A 26,423-nucleotide genomic window follows, 5' to 3' on the forward strand; every position below is an offset into this window, starting at 1 on the left:
TCCGCAACAGGAGCTTGAAACCCATGAGCAAGACCATCGTCTACGGCGTCGACGTCCAGTTCGGCGACTGCGATCCCGCAGGCATCGTCTTTTTCCCCAACTACTCGCGATGGATGGATGCAGCTTCGCATCACTACTTCGCTGCGTGCGGGCTCGCGCCGTGGCGAGCGATGGCCGATCTGCCGGGCTGCGTCGGTCCGCCGCTCCTCGAGATTCACACCCGCTTTCACACCGCAACCACCTATGGCGAGCGCATCCACATCCACACCACCGTCGAGGAATGGCGCGGCAAGGTCTTCATCCAGGTTCACCGCGTGATGCGTGGTGACGAGTTGATCTGTGAGGGGCGGGAAACGCGGGCGCTGTGCGTGCGGGACGAGAGCGGCAGGCTCAAGGCGGTGCCCGTGCCCGAGTTCATCCGTTCCGCATGTGCCTGAACCGCGACGGACACCTGCACACCTGCATCACCAAGGAGACTTCCATGACGACATCCAACGGCCAGCGCGTGCTGATCACCGCGGGCGCAGGTGGCATCGGCCGTGCCATTGCCGTGGCTTTCGCCGCCGCGGGGGCGCGCGTCCACGCCTGCGACATCGACGCGGCCGCGCTGAACGACCTGCGCGCGCAGGCGCCGGGCATCACGACAAGCGTCTGCGACATCGCCGATCGTGGCGCCGTGGGGCGCATGGTCAAGGAGGCCACCGATGCAATGGGCGGGCTGGACGTGCTGGTGAACAACGCCGGCATCGCTGGGCCGGCAGCGAGCGTCGCGGACATGGACCCTGATGCCTGGGAAGCCGTGCTGCGCGTCAATCTCACCGGCACTTTCACGGTGACGCAGGCCGCCATACCGCATCTGAAGCAATCGGCCGCCGGGTCGATCGTGGTGATGTCCTCGCTCGCCGGGCGCTTCGGCTACCCGAATCGCAGCCCTTACTCGACGACGAAGTGGGGACTCATCGGCTTCACGAAGACCCTGTCGCGCGAACTCGGCGAATTCGGCATTCGCGTCAACGCAATCCTGCCCGGCGCGGTGGATGGTCCGCGCCTGCAGCAGGTCTTCGAAGGCCGGGCATCGACCAGCGGGCGCAGCGTGGCGCAGGAAGAAGCGTCAGCGCTGGCCAACCAGTCGATCAAGCGCTTCGTCGATCCGGCCGACATCGCGGCACTTGCCGTGTTCCTCGCTTCCGGCGCAGCGCGCTCGATCTCGGGGCAAATGATTCCGATCGACGGGGATTCGCAAAGCGCGTCCTGAACCCGTTGCACACGTTGTCCACGCCCATCTCACGAAGCAAGCAACCATGAACACATCCAACATCCTGGAGGCCACATGCAGTTCTATCTGAACGGCTACGCACCCGGCGACCCCGACGTCGTCAAGGAAGCGCTTCCCGCCACCGTCGACGTCCTTGTCATCGGCAGCGGGCCCGCGGGGGCGTTGCTGGCCGCACAGTTGTCGAACTTCCCCAACATCCTCACGCGACTGGTCGAACGCCGCAGTGGCGCACTCCAGGTCGGTCAGGCGGACGGCATCGCCTGCCGCACGGTCGAAATGTTCGAGGCTTTCGGTTTGGGCCAGAAGCTCTTGCGCGAGGCCTACTGGGTGAACGAAACCGTGTTCTGGCGTCCCTCGAAGCAGGATCGCACCCGGATAGAGCGCACCGGTCGCGTGCAGGACACCGAGGACGGCTTGTCGGAGTTCCCGCACCTCATCGTCAACCAGGCTCGCCTGCAGCAGTACCTGCTCGACTACATGCGCAATTCACCGACGCGGCTCGAGGCCAGCTACGGACTGGAATTCGTCACGCTGAAGGTCGAACCCGATGGCGAGCACCCCGTCGTGGTAACGCTGCGCGATGTGGCCAAGGGCTCGGAAACCACTGTTCGCGCCAAGTACGTGGTCGGCTGCGACGGCGCGCGCAGCGGCGTGCGCGAGGCGATTGGCGCAGTGCCGCGCGGCGACTTCGCCAACCACGCGTGGGGCGTCTTGGACATGCTGGCCGTCACCGACTTTCCGGACATCCGGCTCAAGGCCGCCATCCAGTCCGCGGACGAGGGCAACATCCTGCTCATCCCCCGGGAAGGCGGTTACATGGTGCGGCTGTATGTCGACCTCGGCGACATCGACCCGAACAACCGCGAAGCCTTCCGCGACATCACGCAGGAGAAGGTCCTCGAGACCGCCCGGCGCGTGCTGCACCCGTATACGCTCGACGTGAAAAGCGTGGTGTGGTTCGCGGTGTATCAGGTCGGCCAGCGCGTCACCGACCGGTTCGACGACGTCCCGGCGGACCAGCTCGCATCCCGCCTGCCGCGCGTCTTCATCGCCGGCGATGCCTGCCACACGCACAGTGCGAAGGCCGGCCAGGGCATGAACGTCTCGATGCAGGACACGTTCAACCTCGGTTGGAAACTCGCCTCCGTTCTCGACGGACGCGCCGGGCCGGAATTGCTGCGCACCTATTCCGCCGAGCGCCATGCGATCGCCCAGGGGCTCATCGACTTCGACAAGGAATGGTCGAAGATCATGGCGTCGCCCCCCAAGGATCCGAGCCGCCCGGAACTCGGGGGCGTCGACCCGCAAGAGCTCCAGGCGTACTTCGTCAAGTCGGGACGTTATACGGCTGGCGTTGCGACGCACTACGCGCCGACGACGGTACTGACAGCCGAGGCAACCCACCAGAGCCTCGCCAAGGGATTCACGATTGGCACGCGTTTCCATTCGGCGCCCGTCGTGCGCCTTGCGGACGCCAAGCCGATGCACCTCGGCCATGCGGCCCGTGCCGATGGCGCCTGGCGTGTCTACGCATTCGCGGACTCCAGCGGCAAGCGGTTGCGCGACCTCGCCGCCTATTTGGCGGAATCGCCAGACTCCCCGGTCCGTCGCTTCACGCCCACGGGCGCCGACATCGACAGCGTCATCGACGTTCGCGCGGTCTTCCAGCAGGGACACCTCGATCTCAAGGTGGAGGAACTGCCTTCCATCCTGATGCCACGCAAGGGATGCTTCGGCCTCGTCGACTATGAGAAGGCCTACTGCCCCGACCTCAAGAACGGCCCCGACATCTTCGATCTGCGCGGCATCGACCGCGCGAAGGGTGCGGTGGTCGTGGTCCGTCCTGACCAGTACGTTTCGAACGTACTTCCGCTGGACGCGCATGACGAACTCGCTGCCTTCTTCGGCCAATTCCTGCTTGATCGCCAGTAGGCTGAACGCCGGCGACCCTGCGGCGTGCGGATCTACTCCGCCTTGATGTTGTTGTCCTTGACCACCTTGCCCCAGCGCTGACTCTCGGTCCGCATCCATTCCGCGATCTGCTGGCGGTTCATGCTCGACGGCTCGGAGCCGAGTTCCTGCAGATGCTTGGCGAATTCGGGCCGCGCCACGATGCGCTGCACGGCCTCCTGCAGCTTGTCGAGCACTGCAGGCGGCGTGTTGGCGGGCGCCAGCAGCCCCTGCCAGGAACCCGTGACGAAGTTGGGAATCTGCGAGGCCACGGTCGGCACGCCGGGCGTCGCCGCAAACGGCTTGGCGCTGGTGACGGCAATGGCCTTGACCTTGCCGCCCTTCACCAGCTGGTTGGTGGCGACCACGCTCGCCATCGCGCTGTCGATCTGGCCGCCCGCGAGGTCGGCAAGGGCTTGGGCGCCACCCTTGTAGCCGATGATGTTGAACTCGAAGCCGCGGTCCTGCGCGAGCAGGATGCCCGCAAGCTGGCTGATGGACGCCAGCGGTGTGCCGAAGCTGATGGGCTTGCCGCCCTTCCTGGCATAGGCGGCGAGCTCGTCGAGGTTCTTCACGGGCAGATCGTTCCGGACCACCAGCAGGTGCGGCGAATAGGCCGGAATCGCGATGGGCGTCAGGTCCTTCTGCGGGTTGTAGCTGGTCTGCGGAGCGACGCTTGGGCCGATGGTCAGCACGCTCATGTCCAGCAGCAGCAGGTTGTAGCCATCCGGCGCGGACTTGGCCACGAAGGCCGCGCCGATGTTGCCATTGCCGCCGGCCTTGTTCTCCACGATGACCGGCTGCTTGAACATCTCTCCGAGCTCCTTGGCCAGCAGGCGCCCCAGCACGTCGGAGGTGCCGCCCGCCGGGTTGGGCACGGTGATGCGGATCATCCTGTTGGGGTAGCTCGCTGCGTCCTCTGCAAATGCGTGCGGGGAAGTGCCCGCCAGCATCGCCGCGGCAGCCATGCCGAGCAGTGCGCGCCTGCCGAAGGGGCGCGTGGTCGGGGTGTTCGAAGTCTGGGCTTTCATGGGTATCTCCGTAAATGTGTGGACGAGAAGGCGCGTGGCTGCGAGCGGCCGGGGAAGCGCCTAGGTTGCCTGGTAGATCACGTTGAGAAGCGGCTGCCCCTCCGCCAAGTGCTCGATGTTCCGGGCCATGAAGCGGTAGCGCCGATCCAGCAGCGCTGGCGTGATGGCCGAGATGTGGGGCGTGGCGCGCACGTTGGGCAGCTCATGCAGCGGCCAGCGCGAAGGACTCACCGGCGCCTGGCCCTTCTTCGGGTACCGGTACCAGACGTCGAGGACGGCGCGCCCGAGTTGCTTGTCGCGCAGGGCTTCATACAGCGCCTGTTCGTCCACGACCTCCGCGCGCGCCACATTGACCAGCAGGGCCTGCGCCGGCAGCAGCGCGAGCTGGCGCGCGCCAATCAGGTTGCGGGTGCTGTCGTCCAGCGGGCAGCAGACCACCAGCACCTGGACCCGGGCCAGCACATCGTCCAGCGCCGACACGGCGACGTATTCATGGGCCAGTTCCTCCGACCCTTGCTTGCCGCTGCGCGTAACGGCGATCACGTGCATGCCGCAGGCCCGCGCGCGCCGTGCGATCTCCTGCCCGATGTGCCCGAATCCCAGGATGGCGACGGTTTTCCCATCGGCCTCGTCGTGTTGCGCGCGGCTCGCGTAGGCCTGCGCCCAGGCGGCTGCGTCCAGGCGCGCGGGGTACTGCCAGAGCTGCAGGAAGTGCTCCAGGATGGCGTGCAGCGTGAACTCGGCGATGGGCACCTCGTGGCCGTGCACATTGCATACAGTGGTTCCCGAGGGCAGCGACGGGCAGGCGATCTGTTCCGATCCCGCGCCGGGCACGTGCACCAGCCGGCAGTGCAGCCGGGTGGCCTCGTCGGCGCTGACGCTGTTGCTGATGACGACGTCCGACCGGATGGCGCCAGCCCCGGGGAAGGCGTGCAGGGCTTCGACCTCGTACCCCGGGCCGAGAAGCTCGCGCAACCGGGGTGCGTTCGGCGCATGGAGACCGACGATCTGGATATGCATTGAAAGTCTTGCGAAGGAGTGGTCGAGACGGCGAGGCAATGTCCGCTAGCGGCTCTCGCGGACGACGAGGCCCGGCTGCAGCTTGAAGCTGTCCTGCAGCCGCGTTCCCAGCCCGGGCCCGACCGGCGGCTGGGCCATGCCCTCGCGGATCACCGGCAGCTCGGTGACGATGTCGCGGTACCAGGTCGCCAGCGTGGCGCGCACCACCTCCTGGTAGATGGCCGTCGGCGCATGCAGCGCCATGTGCAGGCCCGCCATCAAGGTAATGGGCCCGGTGCAGTCGTGCGGTGCCAGCGGCCGGTTGTAGGCCTGGGCCAGCCCGGCGATCTTGCGCCCTTCGGTGAAGCCGCCGCACCAGGCCAGGTCCAGCATCACCACGTCGAGCGCGTCGGCGGCCAGCAGGTCGCGGAAGGGGCGCAGGCCGCCCAGCGTCTCGCTGCCGCAGATCTGCACCCGGGTGCGGCGGCGCAGGTCGGCCAGGCCGGCGGCGTCGTCCATCTTGCACAGCGGGTCCTCGACCCAGAACACGTCGTATTCCTCCAGCGCCTGGCAGATGCGCAGGGCCGAGTGGCCGCCGAACAGGCTGTGCAGCTCGCACATCACCTCGATGCGATTGCCGACCGCCTCGCGGATCTTGCGGAAGGGCTCCAGGCCCTTTTCGAGGTCGGGCAGGCTGATCAGGTGGCCGCCGCTGGCCGGCGCGTAGATGTCGAAGGGCCAGATCTTCATGGCCTTGTAGCCTTCGTCGAGCAGGCTGCGGGCCAGCGTGCCGGCGTCGCGCATGAAGGCCACCTGGTCGTCGTAAGGCCCTTGGGACTGATCGTCCGCACTGATGTCGCGACGCTTGCCAGCGGTGTTGAAGCTGTAGCCGGCGCAGGTGTTGTAGACCGGCACGTTCAGGCGCGCCCCGCCGCCCAGGGCCTCGTAGACCGGCACGCCCTGGCGCTGTCCGGCCAGGTCCCACAGCGCGATGTCGACCGCGCTGGCCGAGCGCACTTCCACGCCCGAGCTGTTGTAGCCGACATATGGCGTGAGCAGGTGGCGCGAGATGCCTTCGATGTGCCGCGCATCGCGGCCCAGCAGCCAGGGCGCGAGCTCCTCGTGCAGGCAGGTCTCGACCGAGGCTGCCCCGCGAAAGGTCTCCCCCAGCCCGACCAGGCCGTCGCTCGTTTCGAGTTCGAGCCAGATCAGGCTGGGCCGGTCGGGCAGGCGGTAGGTGCGGAGGCAGCGGATGGTTGACATCGTTTACAGCTTTTTATATCTTTGCGGTGGATTTTGCTTTTTTCTCTTGCAGCCGATTGTCCTTTCGCCCTCATCAAGCGTCAATGCAAGCCAATCTTGTATTAACCCTGTAATTAGCTGTCATATGAATACATACACCGTAGAAGACGCGGGCCCCGTACCCCGTGCGAACGGCGCAACTCGCCTGCTCGGTGACAAGGTCTACGAAGACCTGATGCAGTTGCTGGGCACGCCGGGCTTCGAGCCGCGCGCACGCCTGCCCGGCGAAACGGCACTGTCACAGCGTCTCGGCGTTTCCCGCCCGGTGCTGCGGCAGGCGCTGGCGCGCCTTCGCGACGAGGGGCGCATCTACGTGCGCAAGGGGTCGGGCACTTTCGTCACCGATGCGCTGCCCCAGGCCAAGCCCATCTCGCTCGGCACGCTGGCGAACATCGCCGACATCCGCGCTTTTCTGGAATTCCGGTGCTTCATGGAAGGCGAAGCCGCGGCCCGCGCCGCGCTGGCACGCACCACCGACCAGATGCACCACGTCCGCCTGTGCCGCGAGCGCTTCGAGCAAGCCCTTGTGGACGGAAGCGATGCCATCGAGGAAGACATCGCCTTCCACGACGCCGTGGCGCAAGCCTGCGGCAACCGCTTCTTCGGCATGACGATGACTGCCTTGGCGCCGCAGACCCGCTTCAGCATCGGGCTTTCGCGCAGTCTCTCGGGACGGCCGCAAGGCGAGCGGCGGGCGGGTGTGTGCCAGGAGCACGCGGCCGTGGAAAGGGCCATCGAGCAGCAGGACGCCGTCGCCGCGCGACACGCCATGGAGGCACACCTGCGCGGGGGCATCGCGCGGCTGTTCGGCCATTGACTTGAATTGGCAATAGACACGACCGCCATCCCGCCTGCAGGGCGCAGGTGAGGCGCGCGATCACGGGATAGCTCCGTGCCTTGCACTGCGGTGCGAGCGCCTTCGGGCGGCCGGGCGGCGCTCATTGGCACCATGCGCAGCGCCTCGCGTGGGCGGCGAAGGCGAGAGACGCTGGAATCCAGCCCGAATAGGCGGGTTCACTGGATCGACATCGGCGATGTCAGAGGCAGCATTCAACGTCCCCGCCAAGTCTTCGAAGCCTATTTCTTGAGATCGACCGTCGCCAGCAGCGTTTTGAAGTACGTCGCCTGGCTGTTCATGAACGTCTGGAACTGCTCGCCTTCCATGTACGCCGGTTGCAGGTTGGCCTTCAGCAGCGCGTCGCTGAAGGCCGGGTCCTGCGCCGTCTTCCGCGCGGCGTCGCGCAGGTACTTCACGATCTCCGGCGGCGTGTTCAGCGGCACGCCCAGGCCGCGCCAGGTGCCGAGCACGAGGTCGACGCCCTTTTCCTTGAACGTGACGACCTTCTCGTACGGCGGCGGCAGGCGCTTGTCGGCCATGGCGACCAGCACGCGAACCTTGCCGACCGCGACGTGCGGGCCGATTTCCGCCGGGCTCACGGTGATCGCATCCACGTGGCCGCCGACCAACGCCAGCACGCTGGGCGCCGCGCCCTGGAACGGCACATGGTTGAACTTGACGCCCGTCTTCTGCTCGACCGCCGCGGCGGCCAGGTGCCAGATCGTGCCGCTGCCGGCATTGCCCATCGACACCACGCCCTCCTGCTTGCGCGCCGCGGCGAGCAGGTCGTCGATGGTCTGGTAGGGCGAATCGGCGCGCACCGCGATCAGCCCGGGGTCGCCATTGAGTCGCGCGATCGGGATGAAGTCGGCCGTCGTGACCTTGGTCATGTTGAGGTACGGAATGATCGCCAGCTCCGAGATCAGCACGCCGATCTTGTAGCCGTCGGGCGTCGCGCGCTGCGCCTCGGTCATGCCGATGCCGCCGCCAGCGCCTGGCTTGTTGGTTACGATGAAGGGCTGCGGTACGCTCTTCTTCGCGGTCTCGGCGAACAGGCGCGCCATCATGTCGGTGCCGCCGCCGGCGGAAGATGGCACGACGATTTCGATCGGGTGCGTCGGGTAGTCGGCCGCGTGAGATGCGACGGGGGCCAGCAGCGTCGCGGCCAACGATACGGCGGCAATGCAGAGGGTGCGAAGGGTTCTCATGTCATGTCTCCTTGAGTGATGAAAGTCAGAGCACCGACACCATGCCGCCGTCGACATAGATGATCTGGCCGCTCACGTAGTTGGAGGCCTCGGAGGCCAGGAAGATGGCCGTGCCGATGAGCTCCTCGGGCTTGCCCCATCGCCCTGCGGGCGTGCGGCCCTTGACCCAGGCGTCGAAGCTCGGGTTGTCGATCAGCGCCTGGTTCATTTCGGTCAGCATGTAGCCGGGGCCGATGGCGTTGGCCTGGATGTTGTGCGCGGCCCACTCGGCGGTCATGGCGCGCGTCAGCATGCGGATGCCGCCCTTGGCCACCGTGTAGGGCGCAACGGTGGCACGCGCCAGTTCGCTGGTGAGCGAGCCGATGTTGATCACCTTGCCGCGCTGGCGCGGAATCATGCGCTTGGCCGCTTCGCGACCGACCACGAATGCGCTCGTCAGGTTGGTCTCGATCACGCGGCGCCAGTCCTCGGTGGCAAGCTCGACCATGGGCTTGCGGAACTGGACACCGGCGTTGTTGACCAGGATGTCGACCTGGATGCCCCGCGCATCGAATGTCTCGAAGGCATTGACGACTGCGGCCTCGTCGCACACGTCGAAAGCGAACGCGTCCACCTGGTAGCCGCGTTCGCGCAGCGTCGCAGCCGATGCCTGCAAGCGCGTTTCATCGACCCCATTGAGCAGCAAGCGGGCGCCAGCCGCGGCCATGCCCTGCGCAATGGACAAACCGAGCCCGCGCGAAGAGCCGGTGACGAGCGCGGTCTTGCCCGCGAGGCTGAAGAGTGATGTGGACATGTGTTCGTTCTGTTCAGGGGGTTTGCAGCGAGCCGTCGACCAGTCGCGTCTGCGTCCAGGTGGTCACCGTCTTCTCGCAGGGGTACTTGCGCGCCTGCGCCTCGTCGATGTCGATGCCGAGGCCCGGCTTGTCGTTCGCATACACGTAGCCTTCGCGGAATTCGGGCAGCCCCGGGAACACGTCGAGCAGCGCGCCGTGCGGTCCCTTGAGTTCCTGGATCACGAAGTTCGGCGGCTCGATGCCCGACCATTCCTGCACGCCGAAGTTGCGCGCGGCCAGGTCGACGTGGATGTTGGCTGCGTGCCCCAGCGGCGACATGTCGCCCGGCCCGTGCCACGCGGTGCGCACACCGTACTGCTCGGCAAACAGCTGCAACTTGCGGCCCGGCGTGATGCCGCCGATCTGGCTCAGGTGCACGCGAATGAAGTCGATCAACTGCTCGGCAATCAGCGTCTTCCACTCGTAGGGGTTGGTGAAGAGTTCGCCCTGCGCCAGCGGGATCTTCGTCTTCTCGCGCAACTGGCGCAGCCACTTGCCCTCTTCCAGCGGAATCGCGTCCTCGAGGAAGAACAGGTCGAACTTCTCCATCTCGCAGGCGAAGCGGATCGCATCGACCGGGCTGAGCCGCTCGTGCACGTCATGGCACAGCTGGATGCCGAAGCCGACCTTGGCACGAATGCCGTCGAACAGCTTGATCGTGTCGCGCATGTAGGCGCGGCTGTCGAGGTAGATGCCTTCGGGCGCGCCGCGTGGTGCCGTCTTCGGCGCGGCGCCAAAGCCACCGCCGCCGTAGCCCCCGTTCTGGCAGCGGATGTGCGTGATGCCCTGCGCCTGGTACTTCTGGATGTTGTCGCAGAGCTCCGCGAGGTCGCGCCCGTCGGCATGTCGGTACACCGGCACGCCTTCGCGCACCTTGCCGCCGAAGAGCTGGTACAGCGGCATGCCGGCCATCTTTCCCTTGATGTCCCACAGCGCCATGTCGACGCCCGAGATCGCGCTGTTCTCGATCGGACCGTGGCGCCAGTAGGCGTTCTGATGCATCAGTTGCCATAGCTCCTCGATGGCGCTCACGTCGCGGCCGACCAGCAGAGGCTTGAGGTATTCCTCCACGAGGCATTGCACGACGAGATGGCGATAGGCGAAGGTGGCGCAGCCCAGGCCATGCAGGCCCGGCTGGTTGGTCTCCACCTTGACGACCACGAGGTTGATGCCCTCGGGTGCGGTGAGGATGACCTTGACGTCGGTGATGAGGGTGGCCATATCGTTGCGTGCTCAGTCGAAGTTCAACAGGACCTTCATGGCCTGCGAGCGATCCGCCGCCAGCGCGAAGGCACGGGCCGAGTCGCGGTACGAGAGCGTGGCCGAGATCAGCGGCTTGACGTCGACCAGCCCCTTGTTCAGCAGCTCGACCGCGACGGCGAATTCCTGGTGGAAGCGGAACACGCCGCGCAGGTCGAATTCCTTGGCGACGATGGTGTTGATGGGCAGCGTCATCTCGCCGCCGCTCAAGCCGAGCTGCACGATGATCCCGCGCGGCCGCAGCACGTCGAATGCGCTGCGCAACGCAGATGCATTGCCGCTGGCCTCCAGCAGCACATCGAACTGGCCCTTGTCCGCCGCAAAGCGCGCCAGCACGTCCGGATGCTCGGCCACGTTGATGACTTCGTCCGCGCCCACCTTCAGCGCCTTGCCGAGCGGGTGCGCGCTGACATCTGTCGCCACGATGTGCGCGGCGCCCGCGCGGCGCGCCGCGATGATCGCCAGCGCGCCGATCGGCCCGCAGCCGGTCACCAGCACCTTCTTGCCCAGCAGGTCCCCTGCCCTCTTGACACCATGCAGCGCGACCGAGAACGGCTCGGCCATCGCGCCCTCGGCGTCGCTCAGCGAATCGGCCAGCCGATGCGCCTGGTATTCCTCGATCACGATCTCCTGGCGGAACGCACCCTGCACGTGCGGGTTGCGCATGGCGCTGCCGTAGTAGCGCATTTCCAGGCAGTGGTTCTGCAAACCCTCCTGGCAGAAGCGGCACAGGCCGCAGGGCCGGCTGGGGCTGATGGCCACGCGGTCGCCGGCCTTGTACGCGGTGACGCCCGGTCCGACCTCGTCGATCACGCCGGCCACTTCGTGGCCCAGCACCATCGGCTCGTTGATCCGCACGGTGCCGAAGCCGCCATGCTGGTAGTAGTGCAGGTCCGAGCCGCAGATGCCGCCGCAGCGCACGCGCACGCGCATCTGGCCGGCGCCCACTTCGGCCGTGGGATAGGTTTCGACGCGCAGGTCGCCGGGCGCGTGGATGACGAGGGCTTCCATGTTGTTCTTCCCTTTCACTTGATCGCGAGCACGCGCTTGACCAGTTCCTTGCCCTTGTCGCTGCTGACCAGGTCGATCTGTTCGTACTTGATCGCGCTCTTGAACGAGGCGATGTCCGGCTGCACCACGGTCAGCTTGGTCTTGAGCTTCTCGCGGGCCTCCTTGTCGCGTGCGATGGTCAGTTGCAGGTCGTACTTCTCGGCCTCGGCCGCTGCGGCCATCAGCGCGTTCTGGTACTCGGGCGGCAGCTTCTTGAAGGCCTGGTCGGACATCGACAGCGTGGTCGGGCCTTCGAGGTGGTTGGTCACGTTCATGTACTTGGTGACCTCTTGCAGCGAGGCGGTCTGGATCGCCTCGGGCGTGTTCTCCACGCCCTTGGCCACGCCGGTCTGCAAGGCCGCGTAGACCTCACCCCATGCCAGCGGTGTCGGCACCGCACCGAACTGCTTGAACGCGGCCACATAGATCGGCGACTCCGGCACGCGCATCTTCAGACCCTTCAAGTCGGCAGCGGTCTTGATCTCCTTGTCCACGGTGAACATCTGGCGGAAGGCGAGCGGCAGGAAGGTCAGCACGCGGATGTTGGTCTTCTCGCGGATCATGGTGGCCACGTCCTTGGCGACGTCGCTGTTGAGCACGCGGTCGACGTGGTCGTAGTCGGTGTAGAGATACGGCAGGACCAGCACCGCCGACTCGGGTACGAAGGACGGGTATTGCTCGACGGCCACAATGCCGATGTCGAGCAGGCCCGACTTCAGGCCGGCCGCGTTGTCCTTCTCGGCACCGAGCGCGCCGGAGGGGAAGACCTTCACGGTCACGTTGCCGCCGGTCTTCTCCTTCACCAACTCGGCGAACTTGAGCGCCACGAGCTGCAGCGTGTGGTCGGCCGCCATCTGGTGGCTGAGCTTGAAGGTGAACTTCTGGTCGGCGGCGACGGCGCTGCCGGAAAGCGCGGCAACGGCCAGCGAGACGAGTGCGGAGGTCAGCTTTTTCATGGGAGATCCTTGTGGGTGGGAGACGTGTGACGAATTGAGGAAGATGTGTCGTTCAGGCAAAGCCGAACATGCGCGGCAGCACGAGGCTGAACCAGGGCACGAAGGCCACCAGCAGCAGCCCGACGAACAGCAGGATCGCGTACGGCACCATGGCGCGCGAGGCGGCCTCGACCTTGGTGCCCGTGACCGAGCAGGAGATGTACATGCCCACGCCGATGAGCGGCGCGAAGCAGCCGATACCCATCGCAATCAGCAGCACGATGCCGTATTGCACCGGCGAGACCCCGAACTGCGGCGCCAGCGGCATCAGGATCGGCGCGAACACCAGCAGCGCCGGCAGCCCTTCGAGCAGCGCGCCCATCACGACCAGGATCAGCAGGCTGGCCAGCATGAAGAGCCAGCTGGTGTGCCCTGCCATCTTGATCATCAGCTCGGCGATCTCCGTCGGGATGCCCGCGGCCGTGAGCGTGTAGGCGAAGGAGCTCGCGGTGCTGGTGATGAACAGGATCATCCCGCCCTTCACCGCGGTGTCGGACACCGTGCTCCAGAACTTGCGCACGGTCAGCTCGCGGTAGAGCACGACGGACAGCACCAGGCCGTAGATCACCGCGACCGACGAAATCTCGGTGGGCGTCGCCAGGCCCGAAACAATGCCGACGACAAGCAGCACCGGCACGAGCAGCGCGGGTGCCGCCATCAGCGTGTTCCTGCGAACGACGGCCATCGGCGTCTTGATGCCCGGGTACTTGTTGGCCATCCGGGCCCGAACGTAGATCGCGCCCATCAGGCACAACGCCAACACCAGCGCCGGCAGCAGTCCCGCCATGAACAGCGCGCCCATCGAGATGGTGGTGATGGAACCGAGCACGAGCATCGGCAGGCTCGGTGGGATGGTCTCGCCCATGACTGCGCCGGCCGACAGGATGGCTGCAAATTCAGGCTCGTCGTAGCCGTTGTCGCGGATCATCTTCTTGAGCGACGTGCCCACGGCGGCCACGTCGGCCGCCTTCGAGCCTGAGATGCCCGAGAAGATGTACATGCTGACCACGATGACCTGGAAGAGCCCGCCGCGCACCCGGCCGACCACCGACACGACGAAATCCGACAGCCGGCTGCTCAGTCCGCCTTCGGTCATCACGTAGCCCGCCATCATGAAGAACGGAATGGCCAGCAGCACGAAGTTCGACACCCCCGCCTGCATCGTCGATGGGATCGCGATCATCGATTCGCCGCCCGAGAAGAAGGTGAACATCGTGGCCACCGTCGCGAGTACGAAGCCCACCGGCAACCCGAGCGCCATGAAGATCGCGAAGAAGGCGATCGTGAGCCAGGTCACGAAGGAAGACTCCTCGAACGGACCCCACATGGCATTGATGCCGATCAGCACGCCCAGCCCGATGGCGAACACGATGCCCGCCGCCATCACCGGCGCCTTTGCACGCCGCGTCAGCCGATATAGCGCAAAGAACGCCATCAGCGCCAATCCGATGGTCAACGGCAGCACGAACCAACGCATCGAGACTTCCATCACCGTCGACAACTCTTCCGAGCGCGACCGCACGACCTCGATCGACACATATGCGATGAAGAGCGACCCGATGGCTACCATCCAGTCGATGAAGGAATCGAGCGCGGGCCGCCATGCCTTGGGCAGCCGCTCGATCACCGCATGCACCGCGATGTGCTCGTTGCGGTTGTAGGCCAGCGCACCGCCGATGAAGGCGACCACGCCCAGCACCAGGTGCCCCCACTCGTTGGCCCAGAGGATGGTGAAGTCGAAGAAGGTGCGCGTGAGGACGTTGGCGAAGAGGATGATCAGTTCGCTGATAACCGCCACGCCCACGAAGGCCTCGAGACCCCTGTCGACCCATTGCACAAAGGCGTGCTGGCCCCTGGCGGGGGGATGCGTATGCCCCTCGCCAAGCAGGTCTTCCACCGGAATGTCGGCCGGGATGGGAATGCTCATGATCGCTGTCTCCGTTGGTTTGTCCGTTGGTCGTTGGTCCGTTTGTCCAGGCGGCGAGCCGCACTCACCATTCGGCGATGGCGCCGTCCTCATGGCGCCAGACCGGGTTGCGCCAGTCGGGCGCGCTCTTGCTGCGCTCGATGACGAGTTCTTCGTTGACGATGACGCCCAGCCCCGGCTTGGTCGGCGGCAGCATGTGGCCGTCGTGGAAGGCGAAGTCGTCCTTGTTGAGCACGTAGTCGAGCAGCTCGGCGCCCTCGTTGTAGTGAATGCCCATGCTCTGTTCCTGCAGCACGGCATTGCGCGAAACGAAGTCGACATGCAGGCTGGCCGCGAGCGCGAGCGGGCCGAGCGGGCAATGCGGCGCGAGGCCGATGTCGTAGGCCTCCGCCATCGAGGCGATCTTGTGGCACTCGGTGATGCCGCCTGCATGCGAGAGGTCTGGCTGCGCGATCGAGATGCCGCCTGCGGCGAACACGCGCTTGAAGTCGAAGCGCGAAAACATCCGTTCGCCTGCCGCAAGCGGGATCGACGTCCTCGCGGCCAAGCGTGGGTAATGCTCGGCCTGCTCGGCCAGCACCGGCTCCTCGATGAAGAGCGGGCGAAACGGCTCCAGTTCCTTGATGAGCACCGCGGCCATCGGCGCTGCGACGCGCCCGTGGAAGTCGAGCCCGAACTCGATGCTGTGGCCGAAGGTCTCGCGGATCTCGGCGACGACCTTGACGGCGGCGTCCACCGTCCTGCTGCTGTCGACCAGCCCCATCTTCTCGCAGCCGTTGAGCTTGAAGGTGTCGAAGCCGGCTTCCTGCAACTTGCGGATGCCGGCGACGACCTCCGCCGGGCGATCGCCGCCGACCCAGCTGTACATCCTCATCCGGTCGCGCACCAGCCCGCCGAGGAGCTGGTACACCGGAACGCCGAGCACCTTGCCCTTGATGTCCCACAGCGCCTGGTCAATGCCGGCGATGGCGCTCATGAGGATCGGCCCGCCGCGATAGAAACCGCTGCGGTACATCGTCTGCCACAGGTCGTTGATGCGCGACGGATCCTGCCCGACGAGGCAGTCCGAGAGTTCATGCACTGCCGCTTCGACGCTGCGCGCGCGCCCCTCGATGACCGGCTCGCCCCAGCCCGACACGCCTTCGTCGGTGTCGATCTTCAGGAACATCCACCGCGGCGCAAGCCTGTAGGTGGTCAACCGGGTGACTTTCATGCGGGGATGTCTCTGGTTGTTGGAGGGGCTGGCTCCGGGCGCCCTCTTCACGATGCGGCGCTGAGCCATGGCCAAAGAATATCGTGATATTTCACGAAATGCATAAGTGGATACCCTATGGATCAACGTGCCATTCCGACATCACATCTGCCAATGAAAGATGGACAATAGAGTCGAAATTCGTTGGTATATCAACGACGCATCCGCACCCTAAAGGAACCCATGGCCAGCCGCTCCTCGCCGTCCCGGCCGAAACTCATCTCCGTCGACGCGGGCGCGCCGGCCGCGCCGCGCCGCAGCGACACGAACCTCTCCCAACTGGCCTACGAGCGCATCGAGGAATTGCTGGTGACCTGCCAGTTGGCACCTGGCCGCTTCCTGGCCATGCACGAGTTGCAGGCCATGGTTGGCTATGGCCGGACCCCCGTGCACCAGGCCGTGAGCCGGCTGGCAGCCGACACGCTCCTGCACATCACGCCGCGCCACGGCCTGCGCATCGCGCCGATCGACCTCACACGCGACCGGCTGCTGCTGCGCCTGCGCCGCGACATGGAGCGCTTCGTGATCCGGCTGGCCACCGAGCGCTCCGGCGCGTCACAGCGCAATCGCATGCAACACATCAAGCGCCAGTTGATCGAGCACGGCGCCGGCATGACGGTAGAGCAGTTCAACGTCGTCGACCGGCACATCGACCAACTGTTCCTGGCGGCCGCGCAGGAGCCCTTCGTGGAGGGCACGCTGCGGCCGCTGCACACGATCTTCCGCCGCATCGGCTGGATCTACCATATGCAGACCCCCGGCCACACCGACCTGCATGGCACGGTGCAAGGGCACATCGCGGTCATCGACGCCGTGGCTGACGGCAAGGTCGAAGATGCCATCGCCGCGTCGGATCACCTCATGGATTTCGTCGACACCATGTTCGACACGCTGGAACGCGACGTGGCGCCGAGCCTGCTGGACTGCAGCCTGGACAGCGACGACAGCTATCTCGCGCTGTCATCGCCTCGCCCCTGAAAGGCAAAGTGGGTGGGATCAAACACCCCCGATGCGCCTGCGGCGCCTCCCAAGGGGGCGCGGTGGAACTTCTTCAGAAGCGAAGCGAGCACCTTCTCCCGATTCGCCTGTCAGAGAGCCCAACTCTTTTGCAGCGATGGCCGCTTCGAGAACTCTGCAAACCACTGCCCCACTGCCGTATGCCGGCTGCGCCAGTCGAACTCGCTGAAACGCAGATCGAGATACCACAGCGCGCAGGCGACTGTCAGCGTGCCGATGTCGACGCGCCCCGGCGAGATCAGCGCGGGGTGCGCATCGAGATGGGCAAGCGAGGTCTCGGCCTTGTCGAGTTGGCCGGCGCGCCACTCCGGCCAGCGCAGCGCCTCGGGCCGCGCGACGTCCTCGTAGCGCGCAAGGAGGGCGCCGTCGAGGATGCCGTCACCCAAGGCCTGTAGCGTCAAGGCATCCCAGCGGCCTGCGCCGCTGCGCGGGAACAGCGTGCCGCCGCCAAGCGCGTCGAGGTACTCGCAGATCACGCGACTGTCGTACAACACGGCACCTTCGTCGGTGATGAAGGTGGGCACCTTGCCAAGCGGGTTCCTTGCGATGATTTCCCGGTCGCGCTGCACCGGATTGGCGTTCGAGGGCAACAACTGCACGCGACCGTCGAGCCCGACCTCATGGGCCGCTACCAGGCATTTGCGTACATAGGGCGAGAAGGGAGAAAAGTAGATTTTCATGAGGTCACGCGTTCGGTCGTCGAGAGGTCTTGCGCTTGCATTTGCGCCTGCGCCGGCATTTGCGATTGCGATTGCGATTGCGATTGCGAATGCGATCCCGATCGCGCCGCATGAGCGCCGGCGATCCAGCCAAAGGTCAACGCCGGGCCGAGGGTGATGCCCGGCGCCGGGTACTCGCCGCCCATGACCGAGTGCATGTCGTTGCCGGCCATGTACAGGCCGCGGATCGGGCGCCCCGCGCTGTCCAGCGCCTGCGCGTTCTCATTGCAGGCAATGCCGACCGCGGTCCCGATGTCCCCGGCAACCACCTCGACCGCGTAGAAAGGGCCTCGACGCAGCGGCCCGAGGCAGGCATTGGGCTTGTGGTCGGGATCGCCGAGGTAGCGGTTGTACTCCGTGCCGCCTTTGCCGAAATCGTCGTCCTTGCCGCTTTCCGCCAAGGCATTGAAGCGCGCAGCCGATGCCTCCAGCCGCTCGCCGTCCATGCCCAATGCCTCTCCGAGTGCCCGCAACGTCGCAGCCTTGCGGAGATAACCCGCCCGCACCAGGTGCTCGCGCGGGCGACCGCCCGGCAGTGCCAGACCCATGCCCCATTTCTCCATGAAATCGTGATCGCACACGAGATAGGCCGGCAGCGTCGGCACTGTCTGGTGCGAACGGTACATCGCCCGCACGAACTCGTGGTAGGAGGTCGATTCATTGACGAAGCGCTCGCCTGCCTGGTTGACGGCCATCAGCCCGGGCTTGGCGCGGTCCCACACCAGATGGGGATAGCGCACGACCGTACCGTCGGGTCGCTTGAGGATCGACACCGGCGCCCAGAAGGCCGCGTTCGTCTGTCCGGTGCCAAGCGCTGCGCCGGCCTCGCGGGCGAGCGAAATGCCTTCGCCGCGATTGCCCGAAGGCGACATCGACCACGCGCCGGCGGGTTGCGGGTACAACTCGCCGCGCAGCGCCTCGTTCCAGGGGAATCCGCCCGTCGCCACGATCACGCCGCAGCGCGCCCGCACGCGCACGGACTTGCCGCCGCGCTGGAACAAGACGCCCGCGACGCGACCGTCCTCCACGATCAGCTTCTGCAAGGGAGATTCGAGCCAGTAGTCGATGCCACGGTCCAGCACGCTCTTGAAGAGCCGTGCTGCGAGTGCGTTGCCCAGCACCAGGCGCGTTCCACGGTGATAGCCGCGCAGCCGATCCGAAAAGAAGCGAAGCACCAATTTCATGCCTTCGCGCCACGAGGCGAATGACTTGGTCACCGCCAGCAGATGCTTCGCATCCGTCATCGTGATCATCATGCCGCCGAGCACCATGAACTCGGGCAGCGGGTCGCGCAATTCGTGGAAATGCTTGCCCAGCAAGCGGCCGTCGAACATCGCCGGATCCAGCGAACGTCCGCCCATGGCTGCACCCTCGCGGTCGGGGTAGTAGTCTGGCGAAAAGCTGCGCGCTACGAGCTTGACCTCGGTGTTGCGCTCGAAGAAATCCACCATGCCCGCGCAGTTGCGCAGGAAAGCCTGCTGCATCGAAACCGGCGCGGCGTCGCCCACGGTGGCGCGCATGTAGGTCCACGCCTTGTCGAAGGTGTCGGGGTGCCCGACCTTGGCGGATTGCGCATTGAGCGGCGCCCACACCGCGCCGCCGGACACGGCCGTCGAGCCACCCACCCGATCGGTTTTCTCGGTCAGCAGCACGCTGCGGCCTTCGATCTTCGCGGTCAGTGCGGCGGCCATGCCACCGGCGCCTGCACCGATGACGACGACGTCGTATTCGGCGTCCCAGGTTTCGGTTGTCATGCGCCGGATCCTCCCAGCGACTTGCCGCCGTCCACGAACAGAACCTGTCCCGTAATGAAGTCCGTCTGCGACGACACCAGGAAGGACACGGCCTGCGCGATGTCCTCGGGCCGGCCCGCCTTCCCCGTGGGCTGCAGCGCAAGCTGTGCCGCCAACCGCTCCGGCGTGAGCGCGCGAAGGATGGGCGTGTCGATCAGCCCCGGCGCAATGGCGTTGACGAGGATGCCGCGCGGGGCGAGTTCCATCGCGCTGGCGCGGGTGTAGCCGACCACGGCCGCTTTCGAGGCGACATAGTGCGGATGGTTCTTCGCGCCCAGGTAGGCGCGCGACGCGATGTTCACGATGCGCCCGCCATCGGGCATGGTCTTCGCGACTTCCTGGGTCAGCGTCGCGACGGCTATCAGGTTGACCTCGTAGGCGCGCCGAAAGTCCGCGTTGCTGACTTCGAGGAACTTGCGTTCGTCGAAGATGCCTGCGTTGTTGACCAGCGCCTGCACCGGCGGCAGCGAGCGCACCAGACCGCGCACCGCGTCTTCGTCGGTCAGGTCGATCACGCGGCATTGCACGTCGAGGCCCCGTTCGACGAGGCGCTGCGTCTCCCGCTTCGCGAGGCTTTCGTCGCGGTCGATCATGATGACCGCAAAGCCGTCGCGCGCAAGACGCTCGACCGTGGCGAGGCCCATGCCTCCGGCACCGCCGGTGACCAGTGCGATGGGTTTGCTGCTATTCATATCGGCTTGTCCTGTTCATGCGGAAAGAAAACCACCGTCCACCGGCAGCACCACGCCATTGACGTAGCTGGCCATCGGCGAACAGAGGAAGACGACTGGTCCGACGATCTCGTCGACCTCGCCGCCGCGCGCCATCGGCACGCGCTTCATGTACCAGTCGGTGCCGCCGGGAACGGCAAGCTGGGGTGCCACCATCTCCGTCAGCATCAGGCCGGGCGCCACGGCATTGGCGCGCACGCCAAAGGGGGCAAGTTCGCGCGCAAGCACCTGCGTGAGCGATCGCACCGCCCCCTTCGATGCCACGTAGCCGGCCGACGAGATGCCGCTCACGAAGGCGACGATCGACGACAGGTTGACGATGCAGCCGCGTGTGGTCTTCAGCGCAGGCACGAAGGCGTGCGTGATGTTGAAGAGCCCCTGCAGATTCACGTCGATCAGCCTGTCCCATACGTCGGGCGCGTTCGGCTCGTCGATGCGCGACTTGCCCGAGATGCCGGCATTGTTGATGAGCACTTCGATCGGCCCGATGCGCTCCAGCAGGTCCGCGGCGCACGCCGTCACGGCCGCACGGTCCGTGACGTCGATGGCCACGCTCCAGGCCTGGCCGCCGGCTTCGACGATCGATGCGGCGACCGATTCCGCGCGACCGATGTCGATGTCGGCCACGATGACGCGCGCGCCCTCTTTCGCGAAGCCATGCGCGATGGCCGAGCCCAGCCCGCCGCCCGCGCCGGTCACGAGGGCCAGCTTGTCTTTCAGCAATTCCATTCGATAGTTCCTGTTGCGCGTCGTGTCAGACGCCGAGGTAGGCCTTGCGCACGGCGGGGTCGTTGATCAGTTGCGAGGAAGGACCCTCGAGCGAGATCTCGCCGTTCTCGAGGATGTACGCATGGCTGGCGACCGTGAGCGCAAGGCGCACGTCCTGCTCCACCAGCAGGATCGTGAGGCCTTGCTCGCGGTTGAGCCGCTGGATCGATTCGAAGATCTGCTCGACCAGCAAGGGCGACAGCCCCATCGAAGGTTCGTCGAACATGATCATGCGCGGCCGCGACATCAGTGCGCGGCCGATGGCCAGCATCTGCTGCTCGCCGCCGGACAGCGTCGACGCGCGCTGGTCGCGCCGCTCCTTCAGGCGCGGGAACATTGCATAGACCTTGTCGAAGTCCTCTGCCATCTCGCGGCGGTTGCGGCGCAGGTAGGCGCCGAGCTCGAGGTTCTCGGTGACGCTCATGTCCTTGAACACCTCCCGGCCTTCGGGCACCTGCACCAGACCCAGCTGGACGATGTCGTCGGAGGGCAGCCGATGGATCGCCTTGCCGTCGAAGATGACCTCGCCGTGTGTCGGATCGACCAGGTGCGAGATGGTGTTGAGCGTCGAGCTCTTGCCCGCCCCGTTGCTGCCCAGCAGCGCCACGATGCCGCCGCGCGGCACCTGCAGCGAGACCTTGGACACCGCCTGGATGGCGCCATAGGACGCGCTGATGCCGCGCAGTTCCAGAAGCATCTCAGACATGCGCGGCTCCCTTGCCCAGATAGGCTTCGATGACCTTGGGGTTCTCGCCGATCTCCTTCGGCGTGCCCTCCGCGAGCTTCTCGCCGAAGGACATCACGGTGATGCGGTTGGAGATCGACATCACGAGTTGCATCACGTGCTCGACCAGCAGCACGGTGATGCCGTCGCGTTGCGCCAACTCCGTGAGCAGTCGATCGAGGTTCTCGATGTCGGTGTTGCGCAAGCCCGCGGCGGGTTCGTCGAGCAGCAGCAGGCGCGGCTTGAGCGCAAGCGCCCGCGCGATCTCCAGCAGCTTCTGGTGGCCGAAGTCGAGTTCGTTGGCGCGCGTCTCCCGGTCGTGCGTGAGACCCACGCGCTCGATCAGGTTGTCGACGAGGTCGCGCGTGGCGCCATCGGGCCGGCGCAGCAACCCGCCCAGCGTGTTCGCACTGTGCGCATGACAGCCCAGCAGCACGTTCTCCCGGACGCTCAACTCGCCGAAGAGCTCGAGGTTCTGGAAGGTACGCGCCACCCCCAGGCCGGCCATGCGCGACGGGCGGAAATGCGTGACGTCCAGCCCGTCGATGCGCACGCGCCCGGCGGTCGGCTGGTAGTAGCGCGAGATGCAGTTGAAGGTGGTCGACTTGCCGGCGCCATTGGGCCCGATCAGTGCATGGATGGTGCCGCGCTCGACCTGGAAAGACAGGTTGTTGACAGCCATCAGTCCGCCGAAGCGCACCGTGATGCCGTCGACTTCGACGAACGGCGCGCTCATGAATGCGCTCCCTGCGCCGCCTTGCGTCCGACACGCTGCTTGCGGTCTGCAAACAGGCCCTTCGGCTTGAACATCATGAAGCCCATCAGGATCACGCCGAAGATCAGCTCCTGGATCGAGAGCGCCTGGCGCAGCAGTTCCGAAAGCAACCCGAACGCAATGGCGCCGGCGACCGCGCCGCGCACCGAGCCGATGCCGCCGACCACCACCATCGTCAGCACCACGATGGTGGTCTGGAAGCCGAGACTCTCCGGATGGATGAAGGAAGTGAAGAGCGTGTACATGCCGCCCGCGATGCCCGCGAACGCCGCCGACACGGCGAACGCGCTCTGCTTCATGGCCTTGACGTTGATGCCCATGGCCATGGCGGCCACATCGCTCTCGCGCAACGCGCGCAGTGACGATCCGTATTGCGAACGCGACAACGCAATGGTCAGCCACAGCATCCCGGCCGTCAGCACCACCACGAACGGATAGGCCTGCAGGTCGTTGGTGAGCTTGTAGCCGAACAGTTCGGCAGGTTCCATGCGCATGCCGTTGGATCCGCCGGTGACGCCTTCCCAGTTGAGGAACACCCATTGCATCGCCTCGCCGAAGGCGAAGGTGGCCAGCGCCAGGTAGATGTCGCGCATGCGCAGCGCGAGCAGGCCGATCACGTAGCCGAGCACGCCGGACAGCAGGCCACCGGCAAGGATCGAAACGATGAAGGGCGGATGCCAGTGCGTGTTGATCAGGCCGGCAGTGAAGATGCCGATGCCATAGAAGGCCGTGTGCGACAGCGCGAACTGCCCGGCCTCGCCGATGACGACGTGCATGCCGAGCGCAAGCACGACGAACACCATCAGCAGGTTGACGACGTACAGCACATAGCCCGAGACGGCGAACGGAAGCACCAGCAGGAGCAGGGCCGCGGCCGTGAGCGCCCAGCGGTCGGGGGTCATGAATTTCATACTTTCTTCACCTGCGGCTTGCCACCCAGGATGCCCTGCGGCCGCAACACCAGCGTCACGAGGATGGCGAGGAATGGCGCGACGACGATCGCATTGGTCGAGATGAACAGGCCCACCAGGTTCTCGATGACGCCGATGAGCAGTCCGCCCAGCACCGCGCCCGGCAGGCTGGTGAAGCCGCCGACGATCGCCGACGCATAGGCCAGGATCGCGATGTGCGCGATGTCCGGCGTGATCAGCACCTTGGGCGTAATGAGCAGTGCGGCCACCGCCGAGATCAGTCCCGACATCGCCCACACGATCATGCGGATTCGCGACAGGCGGATGCCGACGATCTGCGCGGCGCGCGGGTTCATGCCGACGGCACGCATGGCCTTGCCGATGCGCGTACGGCTGAACATGAAATACAGCAGCAGCATCACGGCCATCGACACCAGGACGATGGCGACGTCGAGGCGCGTCAGCGCGGCATCGCCGATGATGACGGGGTCGCTCGACACCAGCGACGGCAACGAGCGCGGCGTGTCGCCCAGGCCGGTCTGGCGCACCAGGCCCTTGAGCGCGTAGGCAAAGCCCAGCGTCGCAATGACCAGTTGCACGCCAATGCCCTTGGAGCCGGTGACGCGCTCCATCACGACGCGCTGGAAGAGCGCGGCGGCGCCGGCCACGATCACCAGCGTCAGCGGGATCACCACCGCGAATGGCAGGTTGGCCACCAGGAGCAGCATGAGCGCCACATAGCCCGCCATCATGAAGATCTCGCCCTGGGCGAAATTCGGCACGTCGGTGGTCTTGAAGACGGCCACGATGGCGATCGCCAGCAAGGCGTAGACGCTGCCCGTGACCAGGCCCGACAGCACGCCCTGCTGGAGGAACAACCAGATGTCGCCGAGGCTCATGGTCACTTCGGCTCGTAGGTCCACTGGCTGCGATACGTGCCCGGCACCAGTGTCTTGTTCTCGCCGTCGAACTTGAGATAGATCGCCGCCTTCTGCCCGGCGTGGTCCGTGGGCGTGAGCTCGATGGGGCCGGCCATGATGGTCGAATCGAACTTGGTCTTCGACAGCGCAGTCAGGAATTTCTCGCGCGTCAGGGCCGGGCCGGCTGCCTTGAGCGCGTTGACCACCGTCATCGCCGGCGGGATGCCGTAGGGCATGTAGGTCTGCGGATAGCCGGGCTTCGAGGCGAGGTCGGGGTAGTACTCCTTGTACATGTCGTACACCCACTTGAGCTTCGGGCCGCCGGGCACGTCAGCCAGCACTTCCTGGATGTAGACGTTCTTGAAGGCTTCCTTGTTGCCGACGTTCTCGACCAGTTGCTTCAGGTCGGCCGTGCCGTTGACGCCGATGACGATGGGCTTGTTGAAGCCGAGTTCGTGCGCCTTCTTGACCAGCAGGCTCACCGGCCGCGCGTAGGTCGTGATGACCAGCACGTCCGGATTGCTCGCGCGGATCTTGAGCATCGGTGCGGTGACGTCCGTCAGGTTCGGGTTGATCGATTGCACCTGGAGGTCGACGCCGAGCTTCTTCGCCTGGAATTCCGCGGCCTCGAGGTTCCAGCCACCGTAGGCGTCATCGTGGTTGATGTAGCCGATCTTCTTGCCTTTCAGGTGCTCTGCGGCGAACTGCACCATCGAGCCGCCGACCGCGCGCTGCGAGATCGAGAAGGCGCCGTAGATGTACTTGGATGGCGGATAGAGCGCACCGTCGCCCGACGCGTTGAGCATGACGAAGGGAATCTGCGCGCGCTCGACGTATTCGCGTGCGCCGACCACGGCGCTCGAGCACGAACCGCCGTTCAGCGCGAACACCTTGTCCTGCTCGGTCAGTTTCTTCACGGCCGCCAGCAGGTCGTTGGCATTGCAGCGATCGTCCTCGATCACAAGTTCGATCTTGCGGCCGTTGACCCCGCCTTCCTTGTTGATCTTGTCGTAGTACATCTTGGCCGCGTTCATCACGTCGAAGCCATAGGCCATCGAGTTGCCGGACAAGGGACCGAACAGGCCGATCTTGATGGTCTTGTCGGTCAGGCCGGGATCCTGTTGCGCCTGTGCTGCGCCAAAGGCCACGCTGCAAGCGGCCAGCGCGACGAGGGATTTGATGTGTTTCATGGGTGTCCTTTGGTGGAAAGAAGGTGCGTGTGAGCAGACGTGCGGGCTACTGCATCCGGTAGCCGCCGTTGACGTCGATGACGTCGCCGGTGATGTATGCGGCGCCAGGCGAGACGAGGTAGCTCACCGCCGCGGCGACGTCGTCGACCGTGCCGACGCGCCCGAGGGGAATGCTCTGGGCCGCGGCGGCCAGCGCGCCGCTGCTCGTGACCGTGCTGCGCAGCATCTCGGTGTCGATCAGGCCCGGTGCGATCACGTTCGACGTGATGCCCAGGTGCGCCGCTTCACGCGCAAAGGCCTTGGCATAGCCATGCACCGCCGACTTGGCCGCGATGTAGGCGGAACTTGACCGGTAGCCGCCGAGCTGCGCCGCCACCGAGCCGAAGAAGACGACGCGGCCGTGCGCGACGTTGGCGGCTTCGCGCTGGCGCAGGTATTCGCGGCTGCACAGGAAGGCACCGCGCATGTTCACCGCAAAGCTGCGCTCCCATGTATCCATGCTCATGTCCTTGATCAGCGGGCGCTCGCCGCCCGGAAGGATCAGGAGACCTGCGACGCAGATCAGGACCGATACAGGGCCCAGCGTCGATTCGATGTCCTGGAACAGCGCCTGCACGGCGGCTTCGTCGGAGACGTCGACCGTGCGGGCTGCGTGCGGCGTGCCCAGGCTCTGGGCGACGCGTGCGGCATTGCCGCCGTCGATGTCCACTGCCACGACCCGCAGGCCGTCGGCCACCAGCTGCCGCGCGATGGCCTCGCCGATGCCCCGCCCGGCCCCCGTGACCACTGCCAACCTGCTCTCCGTCGAACTGCCTGCCATGTCGTTTCCGTTCATGAAAGTTCTAAATCTTCATCCAGTGGTGCAAATGATATGTATACATGAGACGATGAAATGAACGGGTTTACCCTAGAAATGGTCAATATTTTTGGTCCATGTATACTTGCAGTGCGGCA

General features: G+C 65.8%; 25 protein-coding genes. 5 read left to right on the forward strand and 20 right to left on the reverse strand.

The features are described from left to right. Window positions 1-23 precede the first annotated feature (23 nt). From WKW80_RS13485 to WKW80_RS13495, 3 genes are all read left to right on the forward strand, one after another. Entirely contained in the window at window positions 24-437 is a 414-nt protein-coding gene (locus WKW80_RS13485; protein WP_340364061.1) for an acyl-CoA thioesterase, read from the forward strand. A 44-nt stretch (window positions 438-481) separates the two neighbouring features. Beyond that, the gene (locus WKW80_RS13490; RefSeq protein ID WP_340364062.1) at window positions 482-1,255 is read left to right on the forward strand and encodes an SDR family oxidoreductase; all 774 of its coding nucleotides are present in this window, start codon (window positions 482-484) and stop codon (window positions 1,253-1,255) included. Between the two features lie 75 nt (window positions 1,256-1,330). Further along, window positions 1,331-3,208: an FAD-binding monooxygenase gene (locus WKW80_RS13495; protein ID WP_340364063.1), complete on the forward strand. Its 1,878-nt coding sequence runs from the start codon at window positions 1,331-1,333 to the stop codon at window positions 3,206-3,208. Between the two features lie 32 nt (window positions 3,209-3,240). Here WKW80_RS13495 and WKW80_RS13500 read toward each other — a convergent pair whose 3' ends face one another. Genes WKW80_RS13500 through WKW80_RS13510 form a run of 3 tightly spaced genes read right to left on the reverse strand, consistent with a single transcriptional unit; the run spans window position 3,241 to window position 6,519 of the window. Beyond that, window positions 3,241-4,257 (reverse strand): Bug family tripartite tricarboxylate transporter substrate binding protein, encoded by a 1,017-nt coding sequence (locus tag WKW80_RS13500; protein WP_340364064.1) that lies wholly within the window; start codon window positions 4,255-4,257, stop codon window positions 3,241-3,243. Window positions 4,258-4,317: 60 nt separating this feature from the next. Further along, window positions 4,318-5,277, reverse strand: a complete 960-nt coding sequence (locus WKW80_RS13505; protein WP_340364065.1) for a 2-hydroxyacid dehydrogenase — start codon at window positions 5,275-5,277, stop codon at window positions 4,318-4,320. 45 nt (window positions 5,278-5,322) lie between these two features. After that, on the reverse strand, window positions 5,323-6,519 hold the full coding sequence (locus tag WKW80_RS13510) for a mandelate racemase/muconate lactonizing enzyme family protein (RefSeq protein WP_340364066.1): 1,197 nt from the start codon (window positions 6,517-6,519) through the stop codon (window positions 5,323-5,325). On the opposite strand from WKW80_RS13510, the gene WKW80_RS13515 reads away from it, so the two are divergent. Then, the gene (locus WKW80_RS13515) at window positions 6,509-7,375 is read left to right on the forward strand and encodes a FadR/GntR family transcriptional regulator (RefSeq protein WP_340364067.1); all 867 of its coding nucleotides are present in this window, start codon (window positions 6,509-6,511) and stop codon (window positions 7,373-7,375) included. The genes WKW80_RS13510 and WKW80_RS13515 overlap by 11 nt on opposite strands. Before the next feature lie 260 nt (window positions 7,376-7,635). On the opposite strand, the gene WKW80_RS13520 is transcribed toward WKW80_RS13515, so the two are convergent. The 7 genes from WKW80_RS13520 to dgoD form a co-directional block, all read right to left on the reverse strand. After that, entirely contained in the window at window positions 7,636-8,604 is a 969-nt protein-coding gene (locus WKW80_RS13520) for a Bug family tripartite tricarboxylate transporter substrate binding protein (RefSeq protein WP_340364068.1), read from the reverse strand. Window positions 8,605-8,629: 25 nt separating this feature from the next. Further along, the gene (locus WKW80_RS13525) at window positions 8,630-9,397 is read right to left on the reverse strand and encodes an SDR family oxidoreductase (RefSeq protein ID WP_340364069.1); all 768 of its coding nucleotides are present in this window, start codon (window positions 9,395-9,397) and stop codon (window positions 8,630-8,632) included. 13 nt (window positions 9,398-9,410) lie between these two features. Continuing rightward, window positions 9,411-10,658 (reverse strand): enolase C-terminal domain-like protein, encoded by a 1,248-nt coding sequence (locus WKW80_RS13530; RefSeq protein ID WP_340364070.1) that lies wholly within the window; start codon window positions 10,656-10,658, stop codon window positions 9,411-9,413. A 12-nt stretch (window positions 10,659-10,670) separates the two neighbouring features. Beyond that, the gene (locus WKW80_RS13535) at window positions 10,671-11,708 is read right to left on the reverse strand and encodes an L-idonate 5-dehydrogenase (protein WP_340364071.1); all 1,038 of its coding nucleotides are present in this window, start codon (window positions 11,706-11,708) and stop codon (window positions 10,671-10,673) included. Window positions 11,709-11,722: 14 nt separating this feature from the next. Next, window positions 11,723-12,703 carry a TRAP transporter substrate-binding protein gene (locus tag WKW80_RS13540; protein WP_340364072.1) on the reverse strand — a complete coding sequence of 327 codons (981 nt, stop codon included), beginning with the start codon at window positions 12,701-12,703 and terminating at the stop codon, window positions 11,723-11,725. 52 nt (window positions 12,704-12,755) lie between these two features. Next, window positions 12,756-14,669 (reverse strand): TRAP transporter large permease, encoded by a 1,914-nt coding sequence (locus tag WKW80_RS13545; protein ID WP_340364073.1) that lies wholly within the window; start codon window positions 14,667-14,669, stop codon window positions 12,756-12,758. A 64-nt stretch (window positions 14,670-14,733) separates the two neighbouring features. Beyond that, window positions 14,734-15,882 carry a galactonate dehydratase gene (dgoD, locus tag WKW80_RS13550; protein WP_340364074.1) on the reverse strand — a complete coding sequence of 383 codons (1,149 nt, stop codon included), beginning with the start codon at window positions 15,880-15,882 and terminating at the stop codon, window positions 14,734-14,736. A 222-nt stretch (window positions 15,883-16,104) separates the two neighbouring features. Between dgoD and WKW80_RS13555 the strand changes: the two genes are divergently transcribed. Then, window positions 16,105-16,899 carry a GntR family transcriptional regulator gene (locus WKW80_RS13555; protein ID WP_340364075.1) on the forward strand — a complete coding sequence of 265 codons (795 nt, stop codon included), beginning with the start codon at window positions 16,105-16,107 and terminating at the stop codon, window positions 16,897-16,899. 110 nt (window positions 16,900-17,009) lie between these two features. Here WKW80_RS13555 and WKW80_RS13560 read toward each other — a convergent pair whose 3' ends face one another. Genes WKW80_RS13560 through WKW80_RS13605 form a run of 10 tightly spaced genes read right to left on the reverse strand, consistent with a single transcriptional unit; the run spans window position 17,010 to window position 26,304 of the window. Further along, window positions 17,010-17,618: a glutathione S-transferase gene (locus WKW80_RS13560; protein WP_340364076.1), complete on the reverse strand. Its 609-nt coding sequence runs from the start codon at window positions 17,616-17,618 to the stop codon at window positions 17,010-17,012. Next, entirely contained in the window at window positions 17,615-19,411 is a 1,797-nt protein-coding gene (locus WKW80_RS13565; RefSeq protein WP_340364077.1) for an FAD-dependent oxidoreductase, read from the reverse strand. Before WKW80_RS13565 ends, WKW80_RS13560 begins: the two co-directional genes overlap by 4 nt. After that, window positions 19,408-20,142, reverse strand: coding sequence for an SDR family NAD(P)-dependent oxidoreductase (locus WKW80_RS13570; RefSeq protein ID WP_340364078.1), 735 nt, complete (start codon window positions 20,140-20,142; stop codon window positions 19,408-19,410). The genes WKW80_RS13565 and WKW80_RS13570 overlap by 4 nt, the downstream gene beginning before the upstream one ends. Window positions 20,143-20,157: 15 nt before the next feature. After that, window positions 20,158-20,910 carry an SDR family NAD(P)-dependent oxidoreductase gene (locus tag WKW80_RS13575; protein WP_340364079.1) on the reverse strand — a complete coding sequence of 251 codons (753 nt, stop codon included), beginning with the start codon at window positions 20,908-20,910 and terminating at the stop codon, window positions 20,158-20,160. A 25-nt stretch (window positions 20,911-20,935) separates the two neighbouring features. Then, window positions 20,936-21,655 carry an ABC transporter ATP-binding protein gene (locus WKW80_RS13580; RefSeq protein ID WP_340364080.1) on the reverse strand — a complete coding sequence of 240 codons (720 nt, stop codon included), beginning with the start codon at window positions 21,653-21,655 and terminating at the stop codon, window positions 20,936-20,938. Continuing rightward, the gene (locus WKW80_RS13585) at window positions 21,648-22,409 is read right to left on the reverse strand and encodes an ABC transporter ATP-binding protein (RefSeq protein WP_340364081.1); all 762 of its coding nucleotides are present in this window, start codon (window positions 22,407-22,409) and stop codon (window positions 21,648-21,650) included. The genes WKW80_RS13580 and WKW80_RS13585 overlap by 8 nt, the downstream gene beginning before the upstream one ends. After that, window positions 22,406-23,359 (reverse strand): branched-chain amino acid ABC transporter permease, encoded by a 954-nt coding sequence (locus tag WKW80_RS13590; RefSeq protein WP_340364082.1) that lies wholly within the window; start codon window positions 23,357-23,359, stop codon window positions 22,406-22,408. Before WKW80_RS13590 ends, WKW80_RS13585 begins: the two co-directional genes overlap by 4 nt. Further along, window positions 23,356-24,258 (reverse strand): branched-chain amino acid ABC transporter permease, encoded by a 903-nt coding sequence (locus WKW80_RS13595; protein ID WP_340364083.1) that lies wholly within the window; start codon window positions 24,256-24,258, stop codon window positions 23,356-23,358. The genes WKW80_RS13590 and WKW80_RS13595 overlap by 4 nt, the downstream gene beginning before the upstream one ends. A gap of 2 nt (window positions 24,259-24,260) precedes the next feature. After that, window positions 24,261-25,469, reverse strand: a complete 1,209-nt coding sequence (locus tag WKW80_RS13600) for an ABC transporter substrate-binding protein (RefSeq protein ID WP_340364084.1) — start codon at window positions 25,467-25,469, stop codon at window positions 24,261-24,263. Window positions 25,470-25,515: 46 nt separating this feature from the next. After that, window positions 25,516-26,304, reverse strand: coding sequence for an SDR family NAD(P)-dependent oxidoreductase (locus tag WKW80_RS13605; RefSeq protein WP_340364085.1), 789 nt, complete (start codon window positions 26,302-26,304; stop codon window positions 25,516-25,518). Window positions 26,305-26,423: the final 119 nt, after the last annotated feature.

The organism is Variovorax humicola (genome assembly GCF_037889915.1).
GTDB lineage: Bacteria > Pseudomonadota > Gammaproteobacteria > Burkholderiales > Burkholderiaceae_C > Variovorax > Variovorax humicola.

Coding starts and splice junctions, on each gene's coding strand:
- WKW80_RS13485 (WP_340364061.1), top strand. CDS start 24: ATGAGCAAGACCATCGTCTACGGCGTCGACGTCCAGTTCGGCGACTGC.
- WKW80_RS13490 (WP_340364062.1), top strand. CDS start 482: ATGACGACATCCAACGGCCAGCGCGTGCTGATCACCGCGGGCGCAGGT.
- WKW80_RS13495 (WP_340364063.1), top strand. CDS start 1,331: ATGCAGTTCTATCTGAACGGCTACGCACCCGGCGACCCCGACGTCGTC.
- WKW80_RS13500 (WP_340364064.1), bottom strand. CDS start 4,257: ATGAAAGCCCAGACTTCGAACACCCCGACCACGCGCCCCTTCGGCAGG.
- WKW80_RS13505 (WP_340364065.1), bottom strand. CDS start 5,277: ATGCATATCCAGATCGTCGGTCTCCATGCGCCGAACGCACCCCGGTTG.
- WKW80_RS13515 (WP_340364067.1), top strand. CDS start 6,509: ATGGTTGACATCGTTTACAGCTTTTTATATCTTTGCGGTGGATTTTGC.
- WKW80_RS13510 (WP_340364066.1), bottom strand. CDS start 6,519: ATGTCAACCATCCGCTGCCTCCGCACCTACCGCCTGCCCGACCGGCCC.
- WKW80_RS13520 (WP_340364068.1), bottom strand. CDS start 8,604: ATGAGAACCCTTCGCACCCTCTGCATTGCCGCCGTATCGTTGGCCGCG.
- WKW80_RS13525 (WP_340364069.1), bottom strand. CDS start 9,397: ATGTCCACATCACTCTTCAGCCTCGCGGGCAAGACCGCGCTCGTCACC.
- WKW80_RS13530 (WP_340364070.1), bottom strand. CDS start 10,658: ATGGCCACCCTCATCACCGACGTCAAGGTCATCCTCACCGCACCCGAG.
- WKW80_RS13535 (WP_340364071.1), bottom strand. CDS start 11,708: ATGGAAGCCCTCGTCATCCACGCGCCCGGCGACCTGCGCGTCGAAACC.
- WKW80_RS13540 (WP_340364072.1), bottom strand. CDS start 12,703: ATGAAAAAGCTGACCTCCGCACTCGTCTCGCTGGCCGTTGCCGCGCTT.
- WKW80_RS13545 (WP_340364073.1), bottom strand. CDS start 14,669: ATGAGCATTCCCATCCCGGCCGACATTCCGGTGGAAGACCTGCTTGGC.
- dgoD (WP_340364074.1), bottom strand. CDS start 15,882: ATGAAAGTCACCCGGTTGACCACCTACAGGCTTGCGCCGCGGTGGATG.
- WKW80_RS13555 (WP_340364075.1), top strand. CDS start 16,105: ATGGCCAGCCGCTCCTCGCCGTCCCGGCCGAAACTCATCTCCGTCGAC.
- WKW80_RS13560 (WP_340364076.1), bottom strand. CDS start 17,618: ATGAAAATCTACTTTTCTCCCTTCTCGCCCTATGTACGCAAATGCCTG.
- WKW80_RS13565 (WP_340364077.1), bottom strand. CDS start 19,411: ATGACAACCGAAACCTGGGACGCCGAATACGACGTCGTCGTCATCGGT.
- WKW80_RS13570 (WP_340364078.1), bottom strand. CDS start 20,142: ATGAATAGCAGCAAACCCATCGCACTGGTCACCGGCGGTGCCGGAGGC.
- WKW80_RS13575 (WP_340364079.1), bottom strand. CDS start 20,910: ATGGAATTGCTGAAAGACAAGCTGGCCCTCGTGACCGGCGCGGGCGGC.
- WKW80_RS13580 (WP_340364080.1), bottom strand. CDS start 21,655: ATGTCTGAGATGCTTCTGGAACTGCGCGGCATCAGCGCGTCCTATGGC.
- WKW80_RS13585 (WP_340364081.1), bottom strand. CDS start 22,409: ATGAGCGCGCCGTTCGTCGAAGTCGACGGCATCACGGTGCGCTTCGGC.
- WKW80_RS13590 (WP_340364082.1), bottom strand. CDS start 23,359: ATGAAATTCATGACCCCCGACCGCTGGGCGCTCACGGCCGCGGCCCTG.
- WKW80_RS13595 (WP_340364083.1), bottom strand. CDS start 24,258: ATGAGCCTCGGCGACATCTGGTTGTTCCTCCAGCAGGGCGTGCTGTCG.
- WKW80_RS13600 (WP_340364084.1), bottom strand. CDS start 25,469: ATGAAACACATCAAATCCCTCGTCGCGCTGGCCGCTTGCAGCGTGGCC.
- WKW80_RS13605 (WP_340364085.1), bottom strand. CDS start 26,304: ATGAACGGAAACGACATGGCAGGCAGTTCGACGGAGAGCAGGTTGGCA.